The organism is Actinomadura luzonensis (assembly GCF_022664455.2).
GTDB lineage: Bacteria > Actinomycetota > Actinomycetes > Streptosporangiales > Streptosporangiaceae > Nonomuraea > Nonomuraea luzonensis.
In genome coordinates this window covers 1,142,678-1,167,817 of sequence record NZ_JAKRKC020000003.1, presented here as the reverse complement: position 1 = coordinate 1,167,817, position 25,140 = coordinate 1,142,678, and the positions used below count along the sequence as shown (strand labels likewise).

Annotated in this window: 19 protein-coding genes and 3 pseudogenes; 11 read left to right on the top strand and 11 right to left on the bottom strand. The window is 75.4% G+C overall.

Going from position 1 to position 25,140, the window contains the following annotated elements; all coding sequences use genetic code 11:
• The 4 genes from MF672_RS50500 to MF672_RS50485 all read right to left on the bottom strand — a co-directional run.
• Window positions 1-1,180, bottom strand: a 1,180-nt coding sequence (locus MF672_RS50500) for an aminotransferase class V-fold PLP-dependent enzyme (protein WP_247815827.1), incomplete at its 3' end; no start/stop codon positions are given.
• 156 nt (window positions 1,181-1,336) lie between these two features.
• Complete coding sequence (locus MF672_RS50495; RefSeq protein ID WP_242380121.1) at window positions 1,337-1,810, bottom strand: pyridoxamine 5'-phosphate oxidase family protein; 474 nt, start codon at window positions 1,808-1,810, stop codon at window positions 1,337-1,339.
• A gap of 43 nt (window positions 1,811-1,853) precedes the next feature.
• Window positions 1,854-3,170 (bottom strand): cellulose binding domain-containing protein, encoded by a 1,317-nt coding sequence (locus tag MF672_RS50490; RefSeq protein ID WP_242380119.1) that lies wholly within the window; start codon window positions 3,168-3,170, stop codon window positions 1,854-1,856.
• A 134-nt stretch (window positions 3,171-3,304) separates the two neighbouring features.
• Window positions 3,305-3,661: an STAS domain-containing protein gene (locus tag MF672_RS50485; RefSeq protein WP_242380116.1), complete on the bottom strand. Its 357-nt coding sequence runs from the start codon at window positions 3,659-3,661 to the stop codon at window positions 3,305-3,307.
• Window positions 3,662-4,078: 417 nt separating this feature from the next.
• Between MF672_RS50485 and MF672_RS50480 the strand changes: the two genes are divergently transcribed.
• The 4 genes from MF672_RS50480 to MF672_RS50465 all read left to right on the top strand — a co-directional run bounded on the left by MF672_RS50480 (window position 4,079) and on the right by MF672_RS50465 (window position 11,672).
• Window positions 4,079-8,248: a SpoIIE family protein phosphatase gene (locus MF672_RS50480; protein WP_242380113.1), complete on the top strand. Its 4,170-nt coding sequence runs from the start codon at window positions 4,079-4,081 to the stop codon at window positions 8,246-8,248.
• Window positions 8,245-8,547 (top strand): STAS domain-containing protein, encoded by a 303-nt coding sequence (locus MF672_RS50475; RefSeq protein WP_242380111.1) that lies wholly within the window; start codon window positions 8,245-8,247, stop codon window positions 8,545-8,547. Before MF672_RS50480 ends, MF672_RS50475 begins: the two co-directional genes overlap by 4 nt.
• Before the next feature lie 197 nt (window positions 8,548-8,744).
• Window positions 8,745-10,361: a glycosyltransferase family 2 protein gene (locus MF672_RS50470; RefSeq protein WP_247815826.1), complete on the top strand. Its 1,617-nt coding sequence runs from the start codon at window positions 8,745-8,747 to the stop codon at window positions 10,359-10,361.
• A gap of 189 nt (window positions 10,362-10,550) precedes the next feature.
• Window positions 10,551-11,672: a methyltransferase gene (locus MF672_RS50465; RefSeq protein WP_242380106.1), complete on the top strand. Its 1,122-nt coding sequence runs from the start codon at window positions 10,551-10,553 to the stop codon at window positions 11,670-11,672.
• Between the two features lie 61 nt (window positions 11,673-11,733).
• Here the strand turns inward: MF672_RS50465 and MF672_RS50460 are convergent, their stop codons facing one another.
• From MF672_RS50460 to MF672_RS50445, 4 genes are all read right to left on the bottom strand, one after another.
• Complete coding sequence (locus tag MF672_RS50460; RefSeq protein ID WP_242380104.1) at window positions 11,734-12,324, bottom strand: carboxymuconolactone decarboxylase family protein; 591 nt, start codon at window positions 12,322-12,324, stop codon at window positions 11,734-11,736.
• A gap of 152 nt (window positions 12,325-12,476) precedes the next feature.
• Window positions 12,477-13,307, bottom strand: a complete 831-nt coding sequence (gene nadE, locus MF672_RS50455) for an NAD(+) synthase (protein WP_242380163.1) — start codon at window positions 13,305-13,307, stop codon at window positions 12,477-12,479.
• Window positions 13,308-13,403: 96 nt separating this feature from the next.
• A complete protein-coding gene (locus MF672_RS50450; protein ID WP_242380102.1) occupies window positions 13,404-14,687 on the bottom strand; it encodes a cytochrome P450 in 1,284 nt (427 codons plus the stop codon).
• Window positions 14,680-15,894, bottom strand: coding sequence for an aminotransferase class I/II-fold pyridoxal phosphate-dependent enzyme (locus tag MF672_RS50445; RefSeq protein ID WP_242380100.1), 1,215 nt, complete (start codon window positions 15,892-15,894; stop codon window positions 14,680-14,682). Before MF672_RS50445 ends, MF672_RS50450 begins: the two co-directional genes overlap by 8 nt.
• A 129-nt stretch (window positions 15,895-16,023) precedes the next feature.
• Here MF672_RS50445 and MF672_RS50440 point away from each other — a divergent pair, with 129 nt between their 5' ends.
• The 5 genes and pseudogenes from MF672_RS50440 to MF672_RS51170 all read left to right on the top strand — a co-directional run.
• On the top strand, window positions 16,024-16,272 hold the full coding sequence (locus MF672_RS50440) for an acyl carrier protein (protein ID WP_242380098.1): 249 nt from the start codon (window positions 16,024-16,026) through the stop codon (window positions 16,270-16,272).
• Window positions 16,269-17,567 carry a beta-ketoacyl-[acyl-carrier-protein] synthase family protein gene (locus MF672_RS50435; protein ID WP_242380096.1) on the top strand — a complete coding sequence of 433 codons (1,299 nt, stop codon included), beginning with the start codon at window positions 16,269-16,271 and terminating at the stop codon, window positions 17,565-17,567. Before MF672_RS50440 ends, MF672_RS50435 begins: the two co-directional genes overlap by 4 nt.
• Window positions 17,539-18,687: a hypothetical protein gene (locus tag MF672_RS50430; RefSeq protein ID WP_242380094.1), complete on the top strand. Its 1,149-nt coding sequence runs from the start codon at window positions 17,539-17,541 to the stop codon at window positions 18,685-18,687. Before MF672_RS50435 ends, MF672_RS50430 begins: the two co-directional genes overlap by 29 nt.
• Window positions 18,642-18,947 (top strand): annotated as a pseudogene (locus tag MF672_RS52405) (NAD(P)H-binding protein); the annotation flags it as partial. The gene MF672_RS50430 and the pseudogene MF672_RS52405, both read left to right, overlap by 46 nt.
• A gap of 64 nt (window positions 18,948-19,011) precedes the next feature.
• A pseudogene (locus tag MF672_RS51170) lies at window positions 19,012-19,221 on the top strand (NAD-dependent epimerase/dehydratase family protein); the annotation flags it as partial.
• 268 nt (window positions 19,222-19,489) lie between these two features.
• Here MF672_RS51170 and MF672_RS50420 read toward each other — a convergent pair.
• A complete protein-coding gene (locus MF672_RS50420) occupies window positions 19,490-20,362 on the bottom strand; it encodes a phosphatase PAP2 family protein (protein WP_247815825.1) in 873 nt (290 codons plus the stop codon).
• Between the two features lie 76 nt (window positions 20,363-20,438).
• On the opposite strand from MF672_RS50420, the pseudogene MF672_RS52400 reads away from it, so the two are divergent.
• Window positions 20,439-20,936: pseudogene (locus tag MF672_RS52400) on the top strand (wax ester/triacylglycerol synthase domain-containing protein); the annotation flags it as partial.
• A gap of 109 nt (window positions 20,937-21,045) precedes the next feature.
• Window positions 21,046-21,657: a hypothetical protein gene (locus tag MF672_RS50415; RefSeq protein ID WP_247815824.1), complete on the top strand. Its 612-nt coding sequence runs from the start codon at window positions 21,046-21,048 to the stop codon at window positions 21,655-21,657.
• 10 nt (window positions 21,658-21,667) lie between these two features.
• Here MF672_RS50415 and MF672_RS50410 read toward each other — a convergent pair whose 3' ends face one another.
• Together MF672_RS50410 and MF672_RS50405 are read right to left on the bottom strand one after the other, a co-directional pair.
• Complete coding sequence (locus tag MF672_RS50410; RefSeq protein ID WP_242377538.1) at window positions 21,668-23,740, bottom strand: MMPL family transporter; 2,073 nt, start codon at window positions 23,738-23,740, stop codon at window positions 21,668-21,670.
• A gap of 130 nt (window positions 23,741-23,870) precedes the next feature.
• The gene (locus MF672_RS50405; protein ID WP_242377540.1) at window positions 23,871-25,040 is read right to left on the bottom strand and encodes an MFS transporter; all 1,170 of its coding nucleotides are present in this window, start codon (window positions 25,038-25,040) and stop codon (window positions 23,871-23,873) included.
• Window positions 25,041-25,140 lie beyond the last annotated feature (100 nt).

The following is a 25,140-nucleotide window of genomic DNA, read 5'->3' as shown; positions in this document are numbered from 1 at the left end:
TGTCGGCCACCAGCCGTTCCACCAGCGACCCGACGTACTCGATCTCCTCCTCGGTGTTGTAGTAGTGCACGGAGGCGCGCACCACGGTGCTCAGGCCGCGCGCGGGCAGGTCCCACTGGGCGGAGGTGTCCTTGGACACGGTGACATTGACCCGTTCGGCGGCCAGCGCGTCCTTGACCTCGTCGGCGGCCATCCCGGCGACGGTGAAGGAGACGATGCCGCACCGCCGGCCGCCGAGGTCGTGCACCCGTACCCCCTCGACGCCCGCCAGCGTGCGCCGCAGCAGCTCGCCGAGGGCGAGGACGCGCGCCTCGACGGCGGCGGCGCCGAGGCCGAGGGCGTAGTCGGCGGCGGCGCCGAGGCCGGCGACGGCGGCGTAGTTCTTCTCCCACGTCTCGTAGCGGCGGGCGTCGGGGGCCAGCTCGTACGAGCCGGGCGCGGTCCACGTGGCCGAGGCGATGTCGAGCACGGCGGGCTCGAAGCGGTCCATCATGCTCTCGCGCACGTACAGGAAGCCGGTGCCGCGCGGCCCGCGCAGGTACTTGCGGCCGGTGCCGGTCAGCACGTCGCACTTCAGCTCGTCCACGTCGAGGCGGAGCTGCCCGGCGGACTGGCAGGCGTCCAGCAGGAACGGCACCCCGGCGGCCCGGGCCAGCGCGCCGATCTCGGGGGCCGGGTTGACCAGCCCGCCCTGCGTGGGAATGTGCGTCATGGACACCAGCCGCACGCCCGGCTCGGCCAGCTCCCGCTCCAGGTGCGCGAGGTCCACCTGCCCGTCGGCGTCGTCGTCGATCACCCGCACCTCCACGCCGGTGCGGGCCGCCTGCTGGAGGTAGGCGACGGCGTTGCTGCCGTACTCCGAGCGGCAGGTGAGGATGCGCTCGCCGGGCGCGAAGCGCAGGCCGTAAAAGACGACGTCCCAGGCGCGGGTGGCGTTGTCGGCCAGGGCGATCTCGGTGGGGCGGGCGCCGAGCAGGGCGGCCAGGGAGTCGTAGACCGCGGCGATCTGCGCCTCCCGCCGGTGGTGGGTCTCGTACCCGCCGTGCGCGGCCTCCTCCCGCAGGTAGTCGATGGTGGCGTCGAGGACGGCGGCCGGCGGGAGCGCGGACCCGGCGTTGTTCAGGTGGACGACGTCCCGGCAGCCGGGGGTGTCGGCGCGGACGCGGTCGATGTCGATCATCAAGGTGTGAGTCAGCCTCGCTTCAGGAATTCTCGGGCCTGCACCGTCTCTCTCAGAGAGACAACGTATCGCACAGGGAGACGCTAACGAACGCGACTGTGCGCGGTCAAGGGTTACGGACCCTCCGAATGCCCGTACCGGCGCGCGGGACCGCGGTTACTTGCGGCGGTGCTCCCGCACGCCCGCGCCCGCCCGCCAGGCGGTGATGACCAGCTCGTCGCCCTCGACCCTGGTCCAGGCCACCTCGCTCACCTCGATCCGGAACAGGTGGGAGCCGGCCTCGACCGGCCCGCCGTACGCGGCCAGCGTCGCGGGGTCGGTGACCTCCGCCGCCCGCCCGGAGAGCTTCAGGTCGCCCTCCCAGGAGGACGGGTCGCCGGGGTCGGGCGCGCGCGAGGTGACGTGGACCGCGAGGCGCGGGTCGCGGCGCAGGTCGGCGGCCTTGACCGCGTGCGCCATCGAGCCCGTCCACAGCTCGCCGTTCCTGAGTGTGGTCTCGATGCCGCTCACCCGCGGCGAGCCGTCCTTGCGCAGGGTCGCGAGGACCTTGTGCGGGTAGGCGTCCATCAGCCGCCTGGCCGCCCCGGCCAGCTCAGGCGCCTGCCGCTCGAACTCCCGCCACGAAGCCATGCCCCCCATCATGACGGCCCCCGCCGACGGAATCGAGGCCCGCTCAGGAACAGGCGATGCCGGTGGGGCCGGGCGTGGACGAGCCGTTCGCCTGGAAGCCGAACGTGGCCGAGCCGCCGGGCGGGATGCTCGTCGCCCAGCTCGGCGCCCGGACGGTCCAGGTGTCGCCGGACGTCGTGATGGTGGAGCTCCAGGCGCCGGTCAGCGTCACGCCGGACGGCATCCGCCAGGTGAGCGTCCAGTTGTTCCAGGTCGCGGCGCCGGTGTTCCGGACGGTGACGTTCGAGGTGAAGCCGCCCTGCCAGGCGTTCGCCACCCGGTAGTCGACGCCGCAGGGGACGCCCGTGCCGCCCGTGGGGGTGCCCGTGGGGGTCACGGTCGGGGTCACGTCCACGGTCGGGGTCGCGGTCGGGGTCGTCGAGGTGGTGTAGTCGGCCTTCGTGTACGCCGCCCCGCACCGTGTCCCGCACCCCGCCGGCAGCCCGAAGCTGTACACCCGCCCGTCGTTGATCAGCGCGTCCGAGGCGTCCCGAACCCGGATCTGGAACCGGTCGGACCCCTGCGTGATCCCGCCGATGACGTAGGACTGCCCCATGTCGCCGTTCATCCGGGCGGCGTGCCACGCGCCGTCGGCGAAGTACTCGACGCCGTGGATGCCGTTGGCCAGGTGCGAGACGGCGATGGCGGGCCACCAGACCTGCGCGCCCTGGAGGAAGCCGATGGCGATGTCGCCGCGGTAGTCGGGCGCGGGGACGAACGACCAGGTGACGTGCCGGTTGTTCCAGTGACCGGGGTAGAGGTCGCCGACCGGGGCGCCGTTCTTGACGAACCGGTTGAGCGAGTCCTTCGACAGGTCGAGGTGGTACGGGTCGTCGCGGCACCAGGCGTTGGAGTCGCCGCAGCTGTCGGCGACGATCATGGTGAGCCGGGCGCCGTCGTAGGCGTCGGCGACCCAGGAGCCGCCGCGGCAGAACGCCTGGTTCTGCGCGCCGTCGTTGGTGCCGGTGCAGTAGTCGCCGATCTCCACCTGCACGTACCGGCCGCAGTTGAGGCCGTTGTTCCACAGCCCGGCCTTGCTGAGGTCGGCGCCGGTGAGCGGGCGCGGGTAGAAGGCGTAGTCGCCGGGCGTGGCGTACACGTTGAGCGCGACGAAGTCCGGCGCGTCCAGGTTCGCCTGGGGCAGCCCGCACCCGCCGTACGGGGAGCCGAGCGCGTCGAAGTACGTGGCGTTGCCGGTCACCGGGCCCGGCGGGTCGGCGGCGGCGCGGGCGGCCCGCTGGGTGAGCGGCACGACGGCGCACAACACGAGCAGGAGGGCGGGCAGCAGCACGGCGAGCAGCCGGCGACGAGCGTCACTCATCGGACTCCCAACGCGGGAAGGGACGCAAGCGACTTTCCTCGCGGCGCGCCCGCCCGGTCAACCGGCCGCGTCCGCGACCTGGGCGGACGCCGCGGAAACCGTGCAACTTTCACGCCGGGCGGGCCCGGCGGGGGTCAGCGCAGGGCGGCGATGGCGTCGTCGGTGGAGTCGTAGAAGGACAGCAGCCGGTCCAGGCCCATGATCTTGAAGATGTGCGCGAGGTCGGCGTGGAGGCCGGCCAGCGCCAGCCGGACGCCGGCGTCCTGGGCCCGCTGGTGCGCCGCCACCAGGACGGAGACGCCCGTGGAGTCGCAGAACGGCAGCTCCGTCAGGTCGATCACCAGCAGGTCGCCGCCGGCCGGCGCGAGTGCGTCCAGGGCCTCCTGCAACCGCGGGGAGGTGTGGTGATCCAGGTCGCCGTGCACGGCCAGGACGTGGACGCCGGCCGTGGGCGATCGGTGGGTGATGGTCAGGCCGTGGTCGTGCTGCACCGAGGCTCCTGAGCGGGAACGGTCGTCGGGCGGACGGGGGCGGACAGGGTGAGCACCGGGGAGTTGTCCGACATGCCGGTACCCAGGGGTGCGATCAGTTTACGCACCGTGGCGGGGTGCTCGCCGAAGGCGGGTGCGAAGGCGGGTACGGCGGCGGACGTGCGGGCGGTCAGGGCCGTGGCCGTGGCGGACCGGTCCGGCGCGCCCTGGCCGGGCGCGTCCGGGGGCTCGTGGCGGTGCGCGGCGCTCGGGCGGCGCACTGCTGGGTCGGCGGTGCTGACGGTCCGGCTCCCCGTTCCCCTCGCGGTTCGTGCTGCTCCAGCGCCCGGGGCGACGCCCGGACCGGGATTGGTTTGCCCTATTCTACGTACGTTCGAGCTGATATATGGCCTGCTGGTGAGCGGAAGGGGCCCTCGAATGGCGCGCGACGACGAGGCTGCACGCGGGCCCGCGGCAGCGGCCAGGCCCGCGATCTTCACCGCGGACGACGAGGTCGGCCGCGACCTGGCCGCCGTCGACTGGGACGCCACCCCCCTCGGCCCGCCCGAGAACTGGCCGCAGAGCCTCCGGACGGCGGTCAGCATCCTGCTGTCGTCCCGCTTCTCCATGTGGATGGCGTGGGGGCCCGAGCTCACGTTCTTCTGCAACGCCGCCTACCGCCGCGACACGCTCGGCCGCAAGTACCCGTGGGCGCTCGGCCGCCCGGCCGGCGAGGTGTGGGCCGAGATCTGGGACGACATCGGCCCCCGCATCGACGCCGTGCTCGCCACCGGGAAGGCCACCTGGGACGAGGCCCTGCTGCTGTACCTGGAGCGAGCCGGCTACCCGGAGGAGACCTACCACACCTTCTCCTACAGCCCGCTGCGCGACGACGACGGCGCGGTGGTCGGCATGCTCTGCGTGGTCAGCGAGGAGACCGAGCGGGTCATCGGCGCCCGGCGCATGGCCACCCTGCGCGACCTCGGCTCCGACCCGAGCGTGGTCCGCACCGAGCAGGAGATGCTGGACTTCGCCTGCCGCCAGCTCGGCCAGAACCCGCAGGACCTGCCGTTCACGCTGACCTACCTGTTCGACGCGGCCGGCGAGGCGCGGCTGGCCGAGACGACCGGCATCGGCGCCGGCCACCCGGCCGCCCCCCTCACGGTGTCGCCCGGCGACCCGGACGCGGTGTGGCCGGCGGCGGCACTGGCCGCGGGGGAGCCCGCGCTCGTGCCGCTCGACGGCCCGCCCTTCGCGGACCTGCCCTCCGGCGGCCGGCGGGAGCCGCCCACGCGGGCTCTGGTCGTGCCGCTGCTGCAACAGGGCAGCGCCCCGTACGGCTTCCTGGTCGCCGCGCTCAACCGGTACCGCCCCCTGGACGACGGCTACCGCGGCTTCGTCGAGCTGGCGGCGGGACACGTCGCGGCCGGGATCTCCTCGGCCCGCAGCTACCAGGCCCAGCAGCGGCGGGCTGAGGAACTGGCCGAGCTGGACCGGGCCAAGACCGTCTTCTTCTCCAACATCAGCCACGAGTTCCGCACCCCCCTGACCCTGATCATGGGCCCGGTGCAGGAGCTCCGCAACGCGCTGGCCGACGCCCCTCCGCAGGTCCGCGAGGACCTGGAGGTCGTCCACCGCAACGGGCTGCGCCTCGGCAAGCTGGTCAACACGCTGCTCGACTTCTCCCGCATCGAGGCCGGCCGCATGCAGGCCCGCTACGAGCCGGTGGACCTCGCGGCCGTGACCGCCGAGCTGGCCAGCGTCTTCCGCTCCGCGATCGACAAGGCCGGCCTGGCCTTCGAGGTGGACTGCCCGCCGCTGCCCGCCCCGGTCCACCTCGACCGCGGCATGTGGGAGAAGGTGGTGCTCAACCTGCTGAGCAACGCGCTGAAGTTCACCTTCGAGGGCTCGATCGGCGTCCGGGTGCGGGCGGACGGCGGCCAGGCCGTGGTCACCGTCACCGACACGGGCATCGGCATCCCGGCCGCCGAGCTGCCGCGCCTGTTCGAGCGTTTCCACCGCATCGAGACCGCCCGCTCCCGCTCCAACGAGGGCAGCGGCATCGGGCTGGCCCTCGTCCAGGAGCTGGTGAACCTGCACGGCGGCACGATCACCGCCGAGAGCGCCGAGGACGTGGGCACCTCCTTCACCGTCCGGCTGCCCTTCGGCAGCGCCCACCTGCCGGCCGGCAGCCTGGCCCCGGCGCGGGCGGCCGAGACGGTCTCGGCCACGGCCGACCCGTTCGTCCAGGAGGCCCTGCGCTGGCTGCCCGACAAGAGCGTGGAGGGCCCGGCCACCGACGAGGTCTCCGGCGGCTTCAGCGTCCCGGCCCCCGACGCCGGCCCGCCGGCCCGGGTGCTGATCGCCGACGACAACAGCGACATGCGCGAGTACCTGGTCCGGCTGCTCAAGGGCGCCGGGTACCGGGTCACCGCGGTCGGCGACGGGCTCAGCGCGCTGGACGCCGTCCGCGCCGACCCGCCCGACCTCGTCGTCAGCGACGTGATGATGCCGTACCTGGACGGCCTGGCCCTGGTCTCGGCGCTGCGCTCCGACCCGCGCACCGCGAGCGTGCCGGTGCTGCTGCTGTCGGCGCGCGCCGGGCAGGAGGCCTCCATCGAAGGGCTCGCGGCCGGCGCGGACGACTACCTCGTCAAGCCGTTCTCCGCCGCCGAGCTGCTGGCGCGGGCCCGGGCCAACGTGGAGCTGGCCCGGATGCGCAACCACCACGCCCGCTGGCGCACCGCGATGATCGACTCGTTGCAGGAGGCGTTCTTCGTCACCGACGAGAACGGCGCGGTGATCGAGATCAACACGGCCTTCACCGACATCCTCGGCTGGGGCCCCGAGGGCCTGCCGTACGCCCCCGTCCACCCGTGGTGGCCGGAGGAGACGGCGGACCCACAGGCCCACGCCCTGGTCGCGGAGATGTTCGGCCGGCTGGTCGAGGAGCGCAGGGGCAGCGGCGTCATCCCCGTCACCCACCGCGACGGGCACCAGGTCTGGGTCGCGGTCACCTTCAACTCCGTCACCGACCCCGACACCGGCCGCCGCCGCGTCGTCGGCACCCTCCGCGACGTCACCGCCGAGCACTACCTCGTGCAGCGCGAGAGCGCCCTGGCCGCGCTCAGCATGCGCGTCTCGCAGGCGGGCGACCTCACCGACGCCCTGGCCGGCGGGCTGGAGGCGCTTCAGGAGGTGTGGCAGGCCCGCCAGGTCCTGGCCGTCGTCTGGACCGGCGACGAGCCGCGGGACCTGGTCTGCTCGCCGCCCTGCGACGGCTGGCCGCACCTGCCGGACCCGCTGCGGGACCGGCTGGCGGAGCTGCGCGAGCAGCCGCCGCTGCGCCCGGTCGCGACCGCCTCGGACGGCGCCGGCATCACGCTGGAGCACCCCGAGGGCCTGCTCGCCGTCTGGGTGGACCTCGGCCAGAACCGGCCCTTCACCAGTGAGGACCAGACCCTGCTGGCGCTGCTGGCCGGTCACCTCGGCCAGGGCCTGGCCCGGGTGCACCAGCTCGACCAGCAGCGCGAGGCGGCGGTGGCGCTCCAGCGGGCCATCCTGGGGCCGTCGGAGCTGCCCGCCGGCTTCGCCGTCCGCTACGAGCCGGCCGGCCGGCCCCTGGAGGTCGGCGGCGACTGGTACGACATCGTGCCGCTGTCCGGCGAACGCATCGGCATCGTCGTCGGCGACTGCGTGGGGCGGGGGCTGCGGGCCGCGGCCGTCATGGGGCAGCTCCGCAGCGCCTGCCGGGCGCTGCTGCTGCAGGACGCCGGGCCCGCCCAGGTGTTCGCCGCCCTCGACCGGTTCGCCGCGCTCATCCCCGACGCCAAGTGCACCACCGTCTTCTGCGGCGTCCTCGACACCGCCACCGGCGACCTCGTCTACTCCAGCGCCGGCCACCCGCCGGGCATCCTCGCCCTCGCCGACGGCACCACCGTGCTCCTGGAGGGCGGCCGCTCCACGCCGCTCGCCATCCGCTCCGGCCGCCCCCGGCCGGAGGCCAAGTGCACCATGCCGCCCCGCTCCACCCTGCTGCTGTACACCGACGGGCTGGTCGAGCGGCGGCGTCAGCCGCTGACCGCCGGCATCGACCAGGCCGGCGCCGCCGTGCAGGCCGGCCGCTCCAGCCCCATCGAGGACCTGGCCAGCGACGTCATGGCCAGCCTCGTCCCGGACGGCGGCTTCAACGACGACGTCGCGCTGCTGCTGTACCGGCAGCCCGCCCCGCTGGAGGTCGCCTTCCCCGCCGAGTCCAGCCAGCTCGCGCCCGTGCGCTCGGCCCTGCGCGAGTGGCTGAGCCGCTGCCAGCTCGCGCCCTCGCTGGTGCAGCGGGTGCTGGTCGCGGCCGGCGAGGCGTGCGCCAACGCGATCGAGCACGGGCACCGCAACGCCCCCGGCCGGACGATCCGGCTGCGCGCCTCCGTCACGGTCAGCGACCTGTGGCTGACCGTCGCCGACTCCGGCCGCTGGAAGGCGCCGGAGCCGGAGGCGTACCCGCACCGCGGCCGGGGCGTCGCGCTCATGCACGCCCTGATGCACGAGGTCACCATTCACCCCGGCGTCTCCGGGACCACCGTCGACATGCATGCGAGGATCACCCGATGACCGCCGCCCCTCTGAGCCTGGCCGCCTCGCGGCGGCCCGACGGCACTTCGGTCCTCGCCGTCACGGGTGAGATCGACATGAGCAACGCCGGCGTCCTCGACGACGCCCTGACCAGGACGACCGGCTCCGTCCTGGTCGACCTGAGCGGCGTGGAGTACCTGGACAGCGCCGGCCTGACCGTGCTGTTCACCCACGCGGAACGCATCCGGCTGGTCGCCAACCCGCTGCTGGAGCCCGTCCTGACGATCTCCGGGCTCACCGAGCTGGTCCCCGTGGAGGGCGTCGCGGACGAGGAGTGAGCGCGGGCGGGATCCTGTCCGTTTCCTGGGAGCATCCTGGCAGGTCTGACGTGCGCGAACGCTTTCCGGCGGGCTTCACCGCCAGGCCCTGTTCCCAGTCAGGCGCTCTAAGGTGAGGCCCCGTCCGAACCGGCCCACCGAGGGGAGCGCCCGCGCGCATGTCCGTCACACGTCCCGAGACCCCTGGCGGGAGTGGCGTGCCGCGCGTACGCGGCAACGACTACCGCGTCCTGCGGCCGCCCGCGCACTTCACGCCCGAGCTGCGGGTCAGCGTGGTCGTCCCGGCCTACGGCGCGCAGGACAAGCTGGACCTGGTGCTTCAGGGGCTCGCCCGGCAGACGTACCCGGCGGAGCTGACCGAGATCATCGTCGTGGACAACGGCAGCACGCCGCCGCTGCGGCTGCCCGAGGGGTCGGCCGCCCGGCTCGTCCGCTGCGAGCGCCCGGGACGGGCCGCCGCCCGCAACGCCGGGCTCGCCGAGGCCAGCGGCGACGTCATCCACTGGCTCGACTCCGACGTGGTGCTCACGCCGGGCGCTGTCGAGGCGCACATGCGCTGGCACCACGCCGCGCCCTACCTGTCGGTGACCGGCTACATCCGCTTCACCTCCGCGCCGCTGCCCGCCGCGCTGCCGGACGACCTGGAGGCCGCGTTCGAGCCGGCCGAGCCGCACGCCTGGCTGGTCGGGCTGGTCGAGCGCACCGACGGGCTCACCGACAACCCGGCGCGGCCGTTCAGCCTGCACGTCGGCGGCGCCACGTCCGTCAGCGCCCGCCTGGTCGAGGCCGCCGGCCCCATGGACGAGGACCTCATCGTCGGCCAGGACACCGAGATGGGCTACCGGCTGGCCCAGGCGGGCGCGGTGTTCGTGCCCGAGCCGCGGGCCCGCGCCTACCACCTCGGCCCGACCATGCGCATGCGCGAGCAGCGGCGCGTCGACCGGGTCAGCCACGCCTTCGTCGCCGACCGCATCCCCGCCTACCAGTGGCTGCGCACGCATCCGGCGCGGCAGTGGAAGGTGCCGTACGTGACCGCCGTCCTCGACGGCACGGCCGGCTACGAGGCCGTCCGCGCGAGCGTGGACGCCCTGCTGGCCTCGACGGTCGTGGACCTGTCGGTGCTCCTGACCGGCCCCTGGGACACGCTCGACGGCGACCGCCGCGCCCCGCTCAAGGACCCGGACCTGGACCTCGTCCTGGTGCAGGGCCACTACGCGCACGAGCCCCGCGTCCGCCTGGCCGCCGCCGGCGAGGCGGACCCGTCGGTGCCCTTCGTGCTGCGCCTGCCCGCCGGCCTGGTGCCCGGCGAGGACAGCGTGGCGCGGCTGGTCGGCCTGGCCCGCGCCGAGGGGCTGGGCCTGGTCGAGCTGCGCTCGCCCGGGCACGACGTCCCGGCCCGGCTCGAACGCGCCTCCTCCTTCGCCCGCGCCCGCCTCGTCGCCCGCCCAGGGGAGCCGCTGGACGACGCGGTGGCGGACGTGTCGGGCGTGCGCCGGGTCGAGGCCGGCGCGTACGGGTTCGGCGACGAGCCCGGTGAGCTGATGGGACGGCGGGCCGCGTACCAGGCCAGGGTCCAGGCGCAGGCCGAGGCGGCCCGGCGGGCCAAGGAGAACGAGCGGCTGCGCGGCCAGGTCACCAGGTGGCGCGACGAGGCGGCCCGCTGGCGCAGGAGCACCGTCGAGCTGCGCCGCGAGGTGAGCGCGCTGCGCCGCGAGCTGCACGCCGCCGAGCGCGCCCAGCGGGCCCGCCGCGGCGTGCGCGCCCTCCTCGCCGGCCGCGTGCGCCGCGCCCTGCGCCGCGGCCCGCACGACTAGCGAGGCCGTCCCCGCTCTAGAATGGAGGCCCCGGACCCCACGAGGAGGTTGATCATGCCGTCCCCCTTGCCCGGCATGACGCTCGGCGACGCCCCGGCGCGCACTTCCTCGCGGGAGGCCGCCACAAGCTGATCCACCGCGACGAAGTGCTTCTCATGACCATCACTGGTTCGATCATGAGGAGCCCGAGTGCTCGAGATCCGCTGGACCGAGGACGGCGAGGCCCGGTCCGCCCGCTGGCGTTCCGCGAACGGCTCGCCGCCCCCCGCTCGCGTGGTCGTCGCCGACGACCGGCTCGCCGCCGCCACCGCGTACCGCCTGGCCTGTGAGGGCACGGCGCTGCTGTGGCGCGGCGACTTCCCCGCCGCGCGCCGGCTGCTGCGCGCCATGGCCCGGCGCGCCGACCGCCGGCCGCCCCGTCCCGCGCCGTCGCCCGACCTGGCCTTCCACCGGCACCGCCAGGAACGCGCCCGGCGCGCGAGCACGCTCGGCAGGCTGCTGGTGCCGCTCGACGGCGACCACGCCGTCCCCCTGCCGCGCGCCCCCGACCTGCGGCAGGCGTGCGCCGAGGTGTACGGGCCCGCGACAGGGCCGTCGGTGACGTCGCTGCGCGAGTTGCTGGGCATCGCCGGCGCGCACGAATGGCGCAGGAAGGGCATCGAGGTGCCCGCCCTGGGCGCCCGCATCCACCCGCACTACGGCGTCTTCGCGCCCACCCGCGGCGAGTACGTCGACCTGGTGGCGCGGGCGCCGCTGGCCGGGCGCCCCGACGTGGCGTTCGACATCGGCACCGGGACCGGCGTGCTCGCCGCCGTCCTGGCCCGGCGCGGCGTCGGCCGCCTCGTCGCGACGGACCGGGACCCGCGCGCCGTGGCCTGCGCCCGCGACAACCTCCGCCGCCTGGGCCTCGGCGACCGGGCCGAGGTCGTGTGCGCCGACCTCTACCCGCCGGGACGCGCGCAGCTCGTCGTCTGCAACCCGCCCTGGCTGCCGGCCAAGCCCGCCTCGCCCCTGGACCACGCGGTCTACGACCCGGGCGGCCGCATGCTGCGCGGCTTCCTCGACGGCCTCGCCGGGCACCTGGAGCCGGGCGGCGAGGGCTGGCTGATCCTGTCGGACCTGGCCGAGCACCTCGCCCTGCGGACCCGCGCCGACCTGCTGGCGGCGTTCGCGGCGGCGGGCCTCCGCGTGGTGGACCGGCTCCAGACCCGGCCGGGGCACCCGCGCGCCCGCGACGACACCGACCCGCTGCACGCGGCCCGCACCGCCGAGGTCACCTCCCTCTGGCGCCTCACCCCCGCCGCCCGCTGACCGACGCCGAGGTGGCGCGGGCCACGCGGTAGTGGCGAGGACTACGCCGAGGCGGCGGGGGCTACGCGGTGGTGGCGGGGGGCCGGCCGTACGTGACGGCCGCCCGCACCAGCGGCGGCGCGGCGGCGCGCAGCTCGGCGTCGGGCAGCGCGCCGAGCGCGTCGTTCACGGTCGAGAACGCCAGCCGCAGCGCGACGAACGCCGTCATCGCGAAGACCTGCCGATCGTCGAACCCGGCCGCCCGCAGCTCCCGGACGTCCGCCGGCCCCGTGCCGTTGGGATCGCGGGCCACCTTCCGCGCCCACGCGGCCATCACCCGCTCGGCCGCCTCCAGCCCCGAGTCGTCGCCGCGCAGCACACCGGCCGCCGCCTCCTCCCCGGCGGCCTTCGCCAGCCGCGCGCCCCAGGCCAGCGAGCAGTAGGAGTCGCCCAGGGTGGAGGCGCACGCGGCGACCAGCACGGCACGCTGCCGCGGCGTCAGCCCGCCGCCCTCGGCGACGCCGCCGACCAGCTCGAACAGCCCGGCGAGCGTGTCCGGCTGGTAGGCCCACAACCGGGACAGGTTCATCACGTAGCCGTTGTCGGCGAGATCCTCGTCGTAGAGGCGCGCGGCCGCGTCCGTGAGCTCGGGCTCGGGAAGGAAGTTGTCCATGTCACCGCCAGGGCCGTCATTCCGGGCGAACCCGCCCGGGCCCCCAGCATGCCACCGCCGCCCCGCCGCACGCGACGGGGCGGGCTCGCACAGGGCGACGCTCCTGCGCCGCGTCGGCCCCCTTGCCGGCCTGTGACGGCGAGGCGGACGGCTCAGGGAGCGATCGGGAGGCGGCGCTTGTGCTCGGTGCGGCGGTAGCGGTCGAGCATGATCGCGAAGGCGGCCTCGTCGACCGGCTTGCCCTCCAGGAGGTCGTCGATGTCGTCGTAGGTGACGCCCAGCGCCTCCTCGTCGGGCCGGCCCGGGCTCAGGGTCTCCAGGTCGGCGGTCGGGGTCTTCCAGACCAGCGCGGACGGCGCCCCCAGCGCCTCGGCCAGCGCCCGGACGCGCCGCTTGGTGAGGCCGGTGAGCGGCACCACGTCGGCCGCGCCGTCGCCGTACTTGGTGAAGAAGCCCGAGACCGCCTCGGCCGCGTGGTCGGTGCCGACGACCAGGCCCTCCCGCGCCCCCGCCACCGCGAACTGGACGATCATGCGCTGGCGGGCCTTGATGTTGCCGAGCACGAAGTCCTGCTGCCGGTCGTCGCGGAAGGCCAGGCCGCCGGCCAGCAGCGCCTCCAGCGCGGCGTCGCTCGCGGGCCGCACATCGACGGTCAGCACCTGGTCGGGGCGGATGAACTCCAGCGCGAGCCGGGCGTCGTGCTCGTCGGCCTGCACGCCGTACGGCAGCCGCATCGCGAAGAACGTCGCCTCCCGGCCCGTGGCGCGCACCCGCTCGACGGCGAGCTGGCACAGCCGGCCGGTGGTCGAGGAGTCGACGCCGCCGCTGACGCCCAGCACCAGCGCGCGCAGGCCGCCGGCGATGAGCCGGTCGGCGAGGAAGGCCACCCGGCGCTCGATCTCCTGCGCGGCGTCGAAGGACGGGCTCACCTGGAGCTCCCGGGCGATCTCCCGCTGCACGGACTCGATCTCCTGCCGCGACATTTCGGGCTCCTGCTGCATGGACGTCGGCTCCGATCGTTGCTCGTTCACTTCGCTCGACACGCAGGTGATGGTAGTGCGGGCCGCGGCGGCACCGGCTCAGCGGGGGGTCAGGACGAGGCGGCAGTCGTCGCCGGGCACGTTCGAGATCGCCAGCCACCGCACGGCCTCGTCGCCCGGCACGCCCGGCGCGATCGTCACCGACTCGGCGAACACCCGCAGGAACGCGGCCATCAGCGCCAACGCCATCCGGTCGCCGACACAGGTGCGCCGCCCGCCGCCGAACGGCATCCATCCGTAGCCTCCGGGCCGCCGGCCGAGCCAGCGCTCGGGGCGGAACGCCGCCGGGTCGGGATAAAGGCCGGGATGGTGGTGCAACGCCCGTATGTGCACGATGACCGCCGTGCCGGGCCGCACCGTCCGCCCGCCCAGCTCGACCGGACGCCGCAGCGCCCGCCCGAAGAACGCCACCGGCGGACGCACCCGCAACGCCTCGTAGCACACCGCGTCCGCGTACGCCTCGTCGCCCTCGGCCACCCGCCGCAGCACGTCGGGATGGCGCGCCACCCGCTCGAACAACCACGCCAGCCCCGTCGCCGTGGTGGTGCGCGCCCCGGCGAACAGGCTCATCACCTGGTCGCGCAGCACCCGGTCGGTCAGCCGCGCGCCGCGCTCGTCGCGGGCCCGCATCAGCGCCCCCAGCACGTCGTCGCGGTCGTCGCCGCAACGCCGCCGCCGCGCGATCTCGCCGTAGACGAGCGCGTCGCACTCGCCCATGTGCCGCCGGAACGACGGCCACCACGCCAGCCCCCCGGCCCCGCGCAGCATGTAGCGCACGGTGATCTCGGCCGACACCGCCTGCTGGAACATGCGGTGCAGCACCCGGTTCCACTCGGCCGCGCGCGCCGCCTCGGCGACCCCGGTGACCTGCGCGAGCGTCGCTCCCATCGTCGCCGTGCGCAGCCGCGGCCCGAGCGCGAACGGCACTTTCAAAGGGCAGCCGGCCAGCACGTCGCGGGCGAGCGACTCGGCCTCCGCGCGCAGCCGCTCGCGCGACTGGGGCCGCAGGGCGGGCGTCATGAGCCGGCGCAGCGCGCGGTTGGCCTCCGGCGCCAGCACCGCGAGGCCCTGCGGCCCGATGACGGGCGTCTGCACGAGGTTGGCGGCCACGTCGTCGACGGCCTCCTCGGGGGCCAGCAGCAGCTCCCTGACCACCGCGGGGTCGCGGACCATCACCGAGCGGCCGACGCCGGGCAGCCACAGCGCGAACATGCTCCCCGTACGCTCGAACAGCGCGTGCGTGACGTGCTCGCCCAGCAGCAGCGCCGCCGGCAGCGTGGCCGTGCCCGCCCACGGCTCCCAGAACGGCGGCCGGTCAGACACGCGCGACCGCCCCCGGCCGGCCCGCGATCGGCCCGAGCCGGTCCGCGACCGTCGCCAGCGCCTCCAGCAGCCGGTCGACCTGCGCCTCGGTGTGGGCCGCGGTGACGCTGACCCGGATCAGCGACCGCCCCTCGGGCACCGCGGGCGGCAGCATCGCGTTGGCCAGCACCCCCTCCTCCAGCAGCGCCGTCCAGAACCGGCAGCACGTCACCGGGTCGCCGATCTCGATCGGCACGGTCGGCGTGTCGCCGGGCGGCAGCGTGAACCCGTGCCCGGCCAGCCCGTCGCGCAGCCGCCGGGCGTGCTCCAGGACCCGGCGCCGCCGCTCGGGCTCCTCGCGCACGATGCGGAGCGAGGCCAGCGCGGCGGCGGCGCACGCCGCGGGCAGCGACGCCGAGAACAGCGCCGCCCGGGCGCGGTGGCGCAGGTAGCCGATGATCCTGGCCGGCCCGGCGACGGCCCCGCCCGTGGTGCCGAGGCACTTGGAGAAGGTGAGGGTCTGCACGTCGATGGTGTCCTGGTGGCCGAGCTGCTCGCCGGCGCCCTGGCCGGTGGCGCCGAGCAGGCCGAGGTCGTGGGCGCTGTCGACGATCAGCCGGGCGCCGTGCGCGGTGGCCAGGCCGGCGATGGCGGGCAGGTCGCACAGGTCTCCGGTGACCGAGAACATGCCCTCGGTCACGATCAGCCGCCCCAGCTCGGGGTCGTCGGCGGCCAGCATCTCGCCGAGGTGCGCGACGTCGTTGTGGCGGAAGCGCCGCAGCGGCGACCCGCCGAGCCGGGCGGCCTCGATGAGCGAGGCGTGCGCGTGCCGGTCGGCGTAGAGGACGTCGCGCGGCCCGAACAGCGGCGCGAGCGCCAGGTTGGCCTGGTAGCCGGTGGTGACCACCATGGCCGCCTCGTGCCCGAGGAAGCGCGCCAGCTCCGCCTCCAGCTCCTCGTGCAGCGCCAGCGTGCCGTTGAGCACCCGCGAGCCGGAGTTGCCGGCGCCGAGGCGGCGCAGCGCGCCGACGCCGGCCTCCTTCACCCTGGGGTGCTCCGCCAGCGCCAGGTAGTCGTTGGAGCCGGCCATCAGCACCCGGCGGCCCTCCACCAGGACCTCGCCGTCGCCGAACCGCTCGGCGACGGGCCGGTAGAAGGGATAGAGCCGCAGGCTCGTCAGCGACTCCGCCTCCGGTGGCAGCTGGCACTTCGCGAAGGCGTCCGTCACGACGCGGCACCCACTCTCTCTCGCGGTCTTCCCCGCGCCCGATCACGCATTATTGCTGACGGTAGTCAAGCGTAATACTAGAGTGAGGTCCGGGTCATATGATCGTCCGTTCGACCGGAGGGCATCCGCATGAGTGACGAAGAACTGTTCGAGGAGTTGCGCGCCCTGTGCGCGAAGATCCTGTCGGTGGAGGCGACCGTGCTCACCCGCGACCTCGACCTGCGCGAGGAGCTGGAGGCCGACAGCCTCGACGTGGCCGAGCTGGCCGCCGCCACCGAAGACCGCTTCGGCGTCCGCCTCGACCTCGACACCGCCAAGCAGGCGCGCACCCTGGGCGACGTCATGGCGCTGGTCGGCACGGCCGGGCGCGCCGGGTGACCGGGCGCGCCCGTGCCGCCATCACCGGCCTGGGCGTGCGCACCCCGGCCGGCAACGACCTGAAGAGCTTCTGGGCCGCCCTGCTCGACGGCCGCTCCACGGCCCGCACGATCACCTCCTTCGACGTCACCGGCCTGCCGGTCGACTTCGCCTGCCAGGTGCCCGGCTTCGACACCGCCCCGTACGTCACCGCCCGGCTGGCCCGCCGCATGGACCCGGCCACCCTGCTGGCCGTGTGCGCCGCCGACGACGCGCTGGCCGACGCCGCACCGGAGCGCGTGCCCGGCGAGGGGCAGGGCGACGGGCAGGGCGGCGGGCAGGGCGGCGGGTCCGGCGACCGGCCCGGTGAGGGGCCCTCCTGGGTGCCGCCCGAGCGCCGGGCCGTCGTCACCGGCACCGGCCTGGGCGGCAACGCCACCGTCGAGGCCGCGCTCCTCGGTCACGACCGCCACGGCGGGCCGAGCGCCCTGCACGTGCCCCGGGTGATGCACAACGCGGCGGCGGCGTTCATCAGCATGCGCCACCGCCTGCTCGGCCCGAGCCTGACGTTGTCCACCGCGTGCGCCTCCGGCGGCCACGCCATCGGCGAGGGGCTGCGCCTGCTGCGCGACGGCTCGGCCGACCTCGTCGTGGCCGGCGGCACCGAGGCGTGCGTGTCGGCGACGGTGCTGCTCGCCTTCCACCGCTGCGGCGCGCTGTCGCAGCGGGTGGCCGAGCCGGAGCGGGCCTCGCGGCCGTTCGACGCGGCCCGCGACGGGTTCGTCCTGGCCGAGGGCGCCGCCTTCGTCGTGCTGGAGCGGCTGGAGGACGCCGTGCGCCGCGGCGCCCGCGTCTACGCCGAGCTGGCCGGTTACGGCCGCACCTCCGACGCCCACCACCTGACCTCGCCCGAGCCGGGCGGCGGCGGCGCCGAGCGCTGCGTGCGCCAGGCGCTGGCCGACGCCCGCCTGTCGCCGGGGGAGGTCGTGCACGTCAACGCGCACGGCAGCGGCACCGACCTCAACGACGTCACCGAGGCCGACGTGATCGCCCGGCTGTTCGGCCGGGTGCCGGTCACCTCCACCAAGGGCGTGCTCGGCCACGCCATCGGCGCGGCCGGCGCGATCGAGGCCGTCGCGGGCGCGCTCACGCTGCACGAGCGCGTGATGCCGCCCACCGCCAACCTCGACGTGCAGGACCCCAGGTGCGACATCGAGGTGGTGCGCCGGCCGCGTCCCCTGCCGCCCGGCGCGGTGCTGTCCAACTCCTTCGCGTTCGGCGGCCACAATGCCAGCCTCGTCCTCACCCCCGCCTGAGGGGGCGCGGCCGGTCCGCGCCCGGGGCGAGCTGCGGCGGTTCGTGGAGCTGCCCTACCGGCTGCACCGCGGCGACCCGCACTACGTGCCCCCGCTGCGCGGCGACGTGCGGTGGTTGCTCGACCGCCGGCGCAACCCGTTCTTCGCCTACGGCGCGGCCGAGCTGTTCACCGTCGAGCGGCACGGCCGGGTCGTGGGACGCGTCGCGGCCGTCGACAACCCGCGGCACAACGCCGCCCACGGCGCGGCCGACGGCTTCTTCGGGCTGTTCGAGTGCGTGCCCGACGCCGGCGCCGCCCGCGCCTTGGTGGAGGCCGCCGCCGGCTGGCTGCGCGGGCGCGGGCTGCGCACGATGCTCGGGCCGGTCGCCTTCACCACGCACGACGAGTGCGGGCTGCTGGTGTCGGGGTTCGACGCGCCGCCGCGGGTGATGATGCCGTACAACCCGGCCTACTACCCGGGGCTGCTGGAGGCGTGCGGCTTCGGCCCGGCCAAGGACCTGCTGACCTGGTCCCACGACCTGCGTCCGCTCGACGAGCGGCTGGCCCGCCTGGCCAGGCGCACGCTGGCGCGCCACGGGCTCACCGTGCGGCCCCTCGACCCGGCCCGCTTCGACGCCGACGCGCGCCGCATCAAGACCGTCTACGACCAGGCGTGGCGTCACCACTGGGGGTTCACCCCGGCCACCGACGCCGAGTTCGCCGCGCTCGCCCGCCGGGTGCGCGGCATCGCCGACCCCCGGCTCATCCAGCTCGCGGAGGTGGCGGGCGAGCCGGTCGCGGTCGTGGTCGTGCTGCCGGACGTCAACCAGGCGCTCCCCGTCGCGCGCGGCCGGCTCACCCGCTTCGGCCTGCCGATCGGGCTCGTCCGGCTGGCGCTGGCCGCCCGCCGCGTCGACCGCGCGCGGGCGGCCCTGTTCGGCGTGGTGCCGCGGCTGCAGGGGCTCGGCATCGAGACCGCGCTGTTCGCCGCCGCCCGCGAGGTGATCGTCGCGGGCGGCTACCACGGCGGCGTCGAGCTGGGCTGGACCCTGGAGGACAACCGCGCCGTCAACCGCTACCTGAGGTCGGGCGGGTGCACGCCCTCCAGGACCTACCGCATCTACCGGCGTCCCCTGTGACGCGCTACCTCGTCACGGGGGCCACCGGCTTCGTCGGCCGCCGGCTCACCCGTCTGCTGCTGGCCCGCGGCGACGCGGTCACGGCCCTGGCCCGGCCGTCGGCGCGGGCCCGTGAGCTGGCCGAGCAGGGCGTGCGGGTGGTGCCCGGCGACCTCGCGACCGGTCACGGCCTGGCCGAGGCGGTCCGCGACGCGGGCCGGGTGATCCACCTGGCCGGCGTGCTGCGGGCGCGCACCGCGGCCGGGTTCCTGGCCGTCAACCGCGACGGCGCGGCCCGGCTCGCCCGCGCGCTGGCCGCGCTCCGCGCCCGCCGCGCCTGGTGGTGTGCTCGTCGCTGGCCGCCGCCGCGCCGTCTCCCGGTACGGCGCCAGCAAGCTGGCGGGCGAGCTGGCCGTCCGCGCCCACGCCGCGCGGGTGCCTTCGGTGATCCTGCGGCCCGGCGTCGTCCACGGGCCGGGCGAGTCGGCGCTGGTCCCGGCGCTGCTGCCGCTGGTCCGGCGCGGCCTCGTGCCGAAGGCGGGGCTGGGCCCGCGCCGGTACGCCTTCGTCCATGTGGACGACCTGTGCGCGGCGCTGCTGGCCGCCGCCGAGCGCGGCCCGGTGCTGTCGGCCGCCGATCCGCGCGCCGGCCTCTACCCGATCGGCGACGGCGTCGCCTACGAGTGGCGCGACGTCTGCCGGGCGCTCGCGACCGCGGCGGGGCTGCCCGCGCCCGCCGTGGTGGCGATCCCGGCGCCCGCCGTGCACGCCCTGGCGGCGCTGGCGGAGCTGGCCGGGCGGGCGCGCGGCACGGTGCCGGCCTTCAATCGGGACAAGGCTCGCGAGCTGCGTCGCCGGGAGTGGACGTGCGTGCCGGACGACGCGGTGCGCGAGCTGGGCTTCGCGCCCACGGCGGGGCTGGTCGAGGGGTTCCGCGCCGCGTTGTGAGCGCGTGCACGGCCAGCGCCACGGCGAGGCCCGCGACGGCGTCGGTGACGTAGTGGTAGCCGTCGTACACGACGGCGACGGTGAGGCCGAGGGTCAGCACCCACAGCGCCAGGCGGGCGGCCGGGGCGGCGTGGCGGCGCAGGGTCAGCAGCGTGATCCAGGCGCCCGCGACGTGCGGCGAGGGGAAGCAGGTGCCGGGCGGGTCGAGGGCGGCCATGATCTCGGTCTGCACGGCGGTGACCAGGTAGCCGCCCGGGCGCTGGACGGCGCCGGTCAGCGGGCCCGCCAGGGGCAGGGTCATGAAGCCGGCGTAGCAGATGAGCAGGGTGAGCAGCGTGGCGAACAGGTAGCGCTCGGCCAGCGCCGCCCGGCCGCGGGCGCGCAGGATCAGCGGCAGCAGGAAAGCGCCGTAGAACAAGAAATAGCAGAATGTCAGGAATTCCGTCAGCGGGGCGGTGGCGAAAGCGTTCGCCGCGGCGTTCGGTGAGAATCCGAACACCGCATGTTCGAAGGCGCGCACGTCCGCGTCGAGATATCCGCCGTGCACGACGAGGGCCGCGCGGGCGGCGGCGTCGTACGCGACCGGCAGCACGAGAAGAGGGGCGGCGTACCGGAGGAGCGCGGCCTTCCGGCCCGCGCCCGGCCGCCCCCCGATCCAGGCCGTGGCCAGCACGGACGCGGCGGCCGGCAGGCACCCGGCCGGAATTCGCCACGATATGTCGGACAGCAGGCCGATAATGGCCATCATCACTAAATAGGCCACCATCACGATTTCGACCGGCCGCAATTCTCTCGTCGTCACGACGGCACCCTAATATGGGCCCATGCCGGTTCCCCTCACTTTCGCCGATCATTACGTGATGCGCCTGTCCGCCGGGGTGGCCGACGACTGCTTCATGCATCACGGCGGCGGCGTTCGGCTGCGGGGCGAAGCCCCCCGGCAGGAGGAGCTGCGGCGGCTGGTCGGCGAGCGGGTGCGCACGCGGGCGCCCGCGCTGGCCTACCGGCTGGCGGGCGCGGGCCGGCATGCCCGCTGGGAGCCCGACCCCGGCTTCGACCCCGCCCACCACGTCGAGCACCACCGCCTGCCCGCGGGCGGCGACGTCCACCAGGCCGCGCTGCGCCTGCTGGAGGCCCGGCCGCTCGCCCCGGAGCGCCCGCTGTGGACCCTGATGGTGCTGCACGGCCACCGGCCGGGCGAGCACGTGCTGTTCTACCGGGCGCACCACGTCTTCCAGGACGGCATGGGCATCGACGGCGCGATCCGCGCGCTGCTCGGTGACCAGAAGCTCGCGGACATCGAGCCGCCCTCGCGAGGCGGGCCGCCGCTCGGGCGGGCCCGCCGGGCGCTGGCCGACCTGCTGCCGCTGGCGGCCGCGTCGCCGCCCTGGTTCGCCCCGTGCGCCGCGCCGGCGGGGGCGGCGGTCGCGGGTGGCCGCGCTCGGCGTCGAGCCGTTCCACGCCATCGCCCGCGCCACCGGCGCGAGCGTCCCGCAGATCGGGCTCGCCCTGCTGGCCGCCGCCCTGCGCGCGTGGAACCCGGACCTGCGCCGGCACCTGCGGGTGGCGCTGCCGATCAGCCTGCAGGGGCGCCGCCGCCGCAGCGCTCTCGGCAACCACACGAGCCTGCTGCCCGTCACGCTGCCCTGCGGCGAGCCCGGCGCGGCGGCCCGGCTGCGGCACCTCACCGCCGAGGTCGGCCTCGGCCGGATGACCCGCGCGCTGGTGGGCGGCCGCGACCTCGCGGCGCTGCCCGCCGGCCTGGCGGTGCCCGGCCTGCGGCTGGTGTCGCCGCTGCTGCGCAAGGCACGGCCGCGCCACCTGGGCGTGACGGCGATGCGGGTGACGGAGTGGCCCGGCGACGACGCCTTCGTGGTGCCGGTGCTGGCGCCGGGCAACGCCGCCATGGTGGTGATCCTGCACGCCCGCGCCGCGGTGTCGTTCTCGGCGGTCTTCGACGCCGGCGTGGCCGGGTTCGCGGAGCTGTTCGACCACCTGGGGCCCGCGCTGGCCGAGCTGCACGCCGCCACGACGCGGGCCTGAGCGGGCCGGGTCAGGCGGCGCTCGTCTGCGGGGCGAGCCGGGTGCGGGCGTGGCGGCTGCGGCGGGCCGGCCACCACACGCGCGGGCCCAGGTGATGGGCCAGCGCGGGCACCAGGAACGAGCGCACCAGCACGGTGTCGAGGACGACGCCCACCGCCACCAGCAGCCCGAGCTGCACGACCGGCACCAGCGGCAGCACGGCCAGCACCGCGAACGCCGCCGCCAGCACCACCCCCGCCGCCGTGATCACGCCGCCGGTCACCCGCAACGCCCGCAGCGTCGCCTCCCGCGTGTCGAGCGCGACGGCCTCCTCGCGCACCCGGGCCATCAGGAAGATGTTGTAGTCGATGCCGAACGCGACGAGGAAGACGAACGCGTACAGGACGAACGACGGATCCATGGCCGGGAAGCCCAGCACCCGCGTGAACAGCGCCGAGCAGAGCCCCAGCGTCGCCGCGAACGACAACACGACCGTGCCGATCAGCAGCAGCGGCGCCGCCACGCTGCGCAGCAGCACGACCAGCACCAGCGCCACCACCAGCAGGATCAGCGGCACGATCGCCCGCGCGTCGGAGACGGCGGCGTCGCGCGAGTCGACGAACTCGGCCGCGAGCCCGCCGACCAGCGCCTGGCCGGCGACGGGCCCGGCGGCGAGCGCCCGGCGCAGCTCGCCCACCAGCCGGCTCGCCTCGGCCGTGCTCGGCTCGGCGGCCAGCGTCACCTCCATCGCCCGCCACGGCGCGGGCGGGCCCGGCCGCACGGCCACGACCCCCTGCACGCCGCGCACGGTGCGGGCCACCGCCTCGCTCGCCTCGTCGCGGGCCAGCACCACGACGGGCGCGTTCACGGTGTAGTGCCGCGCCAGCGCGTCGTGCCCCTCGACGGAGTCCGTACGCTGGGTGAACAGCCCCGACGGCGGGATGCCCGCGGCGTTCACCGTGGCCAGCCCCAGGCAGGCCACCGCCAGCAGCAGCGCCGACCCGGCCCACGCCAGCGGCGAGCGCCGCCCGACGAAGCCCGCCACCCGCCGCCACAGCCGGTCGCGCTCGCGCCCGCCCGGCCGGGGGATGACCGGCCAGAACGCCCACCGCCCGCCGAGCGCCATCAGCGCCGGCAGGAACGTCACCATCACCACCATCGTGACCACGACGCCCACGGCCGCGGCGGCGCCGATCGAGCGCAGCGCGTTGGTGTCGGCCACCAGCAGGCAGCCCAGCCCGCCCGCCACGGTCAGCGCCGAGGCCACGACCGTGCGGACGCCGCCGGCCAGCGCCTCGCGCAGCGCCGCGTCGCGGTCGTGCGTGACCCGCAGCCGCTCCCGGTAGCGGGCGACGAGCAGCAGCGCGTAGTCGGTGGCCACGCCGAACACCAGGACCGTGAACACCTCGGGCGTCGCGCCGAGCACGTCCAGCAGCCCCTCCCGGGAGAGCAGGCAGACGGCCGCCCCGGCGCACAGGTAGGCGACCACGACGGCGATCATCGGCACCAGCCACAGGACGGGGCTGCGGTAGACGGCGACGAGCACGAGGAACACCACCCCGAGGCTGAGCGCCAGCAGCGTGACGTCGACCCGCTGGAAGGCGTCGGCGTAGTCGGCCCCCGCCCCGCCGAGGCCGGTGACGTGCCCGGACAGCCCCGCCGGCAGCCCTTCGCCGGTGATCTGCCGCAGCCGCTGCACGACCGGCTCGACCAGCACGCCCTGCTGCCCCGACAGCAGCAAGGGCACCTGGAGCGCCTGCCCGTCGCCGCTCGGCACCGGGTGGCGCGCGGCGCGGAGCACGCCGGGGACGACGGCGAACCGCCTGATGTCGTGCCGGACGGCGACGACGTCCTGCCGCAGCAGCGGCCCCGCGCGTTCGTACACGACGGTGGTGGGAATGACCCGCCCGCCCTGCTGCTGCGCCATGAGGGACAGCACGCGGGCGGACTCCGCGCCGCGCGCCAGCATCGCGTCGCCGCTGGTGACCCGGACGTCGCCGAGCCGGCCACCGGCGAGCACGGCCGCGACGGCGAGCCCCACCCAGCACAGGACGATGGCCACGGCGATTTTCCGCCCGCCGATGCGGGTGACGAAGAACGACAAATTCCCGGCCCGTTTCCTGGTGGCGACGATATGCCGACCTTACCCCGCTGACCTGGGAAAACAAACGTGGCTAATATCTTCTTCCGGCACCTTTCGTGCGTTTATCGGTGCCTTTTTACCGGCCGCCGGATCAGTCGTCGTGCGCGATGAGCATGAGCTGCCGCCAGAGCAGCGCCACGAACACCGCCGAGCCGCCGAAGGCGAACCAGAACGGCGCCGCCACGCCGAACCGGGTGGCCAGCACCCCGCCGATCAGCGAGCCGACCACCAAGCCGGCGTAGACGCAGATGGTGTTGACGCTGCCGACCCGGCCCTGCAGCTCGTGCGGGACCGCGCGCTGGCGGACCGTGACCGAGGTGGTGCCCCAGATGAAGGCGTGCGCGCCGAAGACCAGGAAGATGCCCCCCGCCACCCACGGCGAGTGGGTCAGGGCCAGGCCCAGGTGCGTGAACGTCTCGATGACCAGCCCGATCCGCATCAGCGCGCCGAGGCTCACCCGGCGGGTGATGGCGCCGTACAGGCCGGTGCCGAGCAGGCCGCCGATGCCGCCGATCGTGGTCATCAGGCCGAAGCCCACGGCGCCGAGGCCGAGCTGCTCCTGGGTGTAGAGGACGAGGACCGACCAGGCCGCGCCGAACGTGAAGTTGAAGATCAGGATGGTGAGCGCGAGCGTGCGGACCGCCGCGTGCCGGAGGGTCCAGGCGAACCCGGCGACCAGCTCCCGCAGCGTGCCGGGCCGCGGGTCGCCGGCCCGCCGGCCGTGCGGCGGCAGCGTGATCCGCGAGACCAGCACCATCCCGGCCGCCACCAGGAGCAGCTGGGCCGCGAACGGCCAGGTCAGGCCCAGGCCGAACAGCGCGGCCCCGACCGGCGGCCCGGCGAGCTGGTTGAGCGTGATGAACCCGGTGCCGAGGCGGGCGTTGGCGACGGCGAGGTCGTCCCTGGCGACCATCATGGGCGTCAGCGTGGCCGTGGCGTTGTCGGCGAACACCTCGGCCACGGACCGGAGCGTGAGCGCCGCCAGCGCCGTCGCCACGGTCAGGGAGCCGGTCAGCATGAGCACGACGAGCGCCGCCAGCACCACGGCCCGGGCCGCGTTCGCGACCAGGACGATCCTGCGGCGGTCGTGCCGGTCCGACAGGACGCCCGCGTACAGGCTGAACAGCAGCGGCGGCGCCCAGCCCACCAGGGCCGACAGCGCGATCAGCAGCGGGTCGCGGGTCAGCGAGGCGATCAGCAGCGGCCCGGCGGCGGCCGAGAGGCCGTCCCCGAGGTTCGTCAGCCAGCTCGACGCCAGCAACCATCGGAATCCTGTCCCGAGCCGAGCGGGCAGGACACGCTCCACCACTGTGATCACGAGCGCAGCACCCTACTCAATCAGGGCATATGCGGCAAAGCCT

Excerpts from the sequence above, each read along its gene's own strand:
- MF672_RS50495 (WP_242380121.1), bottom strand. The coding sequence starts at position 1,810 with ATGGCTTCGTGGCGGGAGTTCGAGCGGCAGGCGCCTGAGCTGGCCGGG.
- MF672_RS50490 (WP_242380119.1), bottom strand. The coding sequence starts at position 3,170 with ATGAGTGACGCTCGTCGCCGGCTGCTCGCCGTGCTGCTGCCCGCCCTC.
- MF672_RS50480 (WP_242380113.1), top strand. The coding sequence starts at position 4,079 with ATGGCGCGCGACGACGAGGCTGCACGCGGGCCCGCGGCAGCGGCCAGG.
- MF672_RS50475 (WP_242380111.1), top strand. The coding sequence starts at position 8,245 with ATGACCGCCGCCCCTCTGAGCCTGGCCGCCTCGCGGCGGCCCGACGGC.
- MF672_RS50460 (WP_242380104.1), bottom strand. The coding sequence starts at position 12,324 with ATGGACAACTTCCTTCCCGAGCCCGAGCTCACGGACGCGGCCGCGCGC.
- nadE (WP_242380163.1), bottom strand. The coding sequence starts at position 13,307 with ATGTCGCGGCAGGAGATCGAGTCCGTGCAGCGGGAGATCGCCCGGGAG.
- MF672_RS50440 (WP_242380098.1), top strand. The coding sequence starts at position 16,024 with ATGAGTGACGAAGAACTGTTCGAGGAGTTGCGCGCCCTGTGCGCGAAG.
- MF672_RS50430 (WP_242380094.1), top strand. The coding sequence starts at position 17,539 with ATGCCAGCCTCGTCCTCACCCCCGCCTGAGGGGGCGCGGCCGGTCCGC.
- MF672_RS50420 (WP_247815825.1), bottom strand. The coding sequence starts at position 20,362 with ATGATGGCCATTATCGGCCTGCTGTCCGACATATCGTGGCGAATTCCG.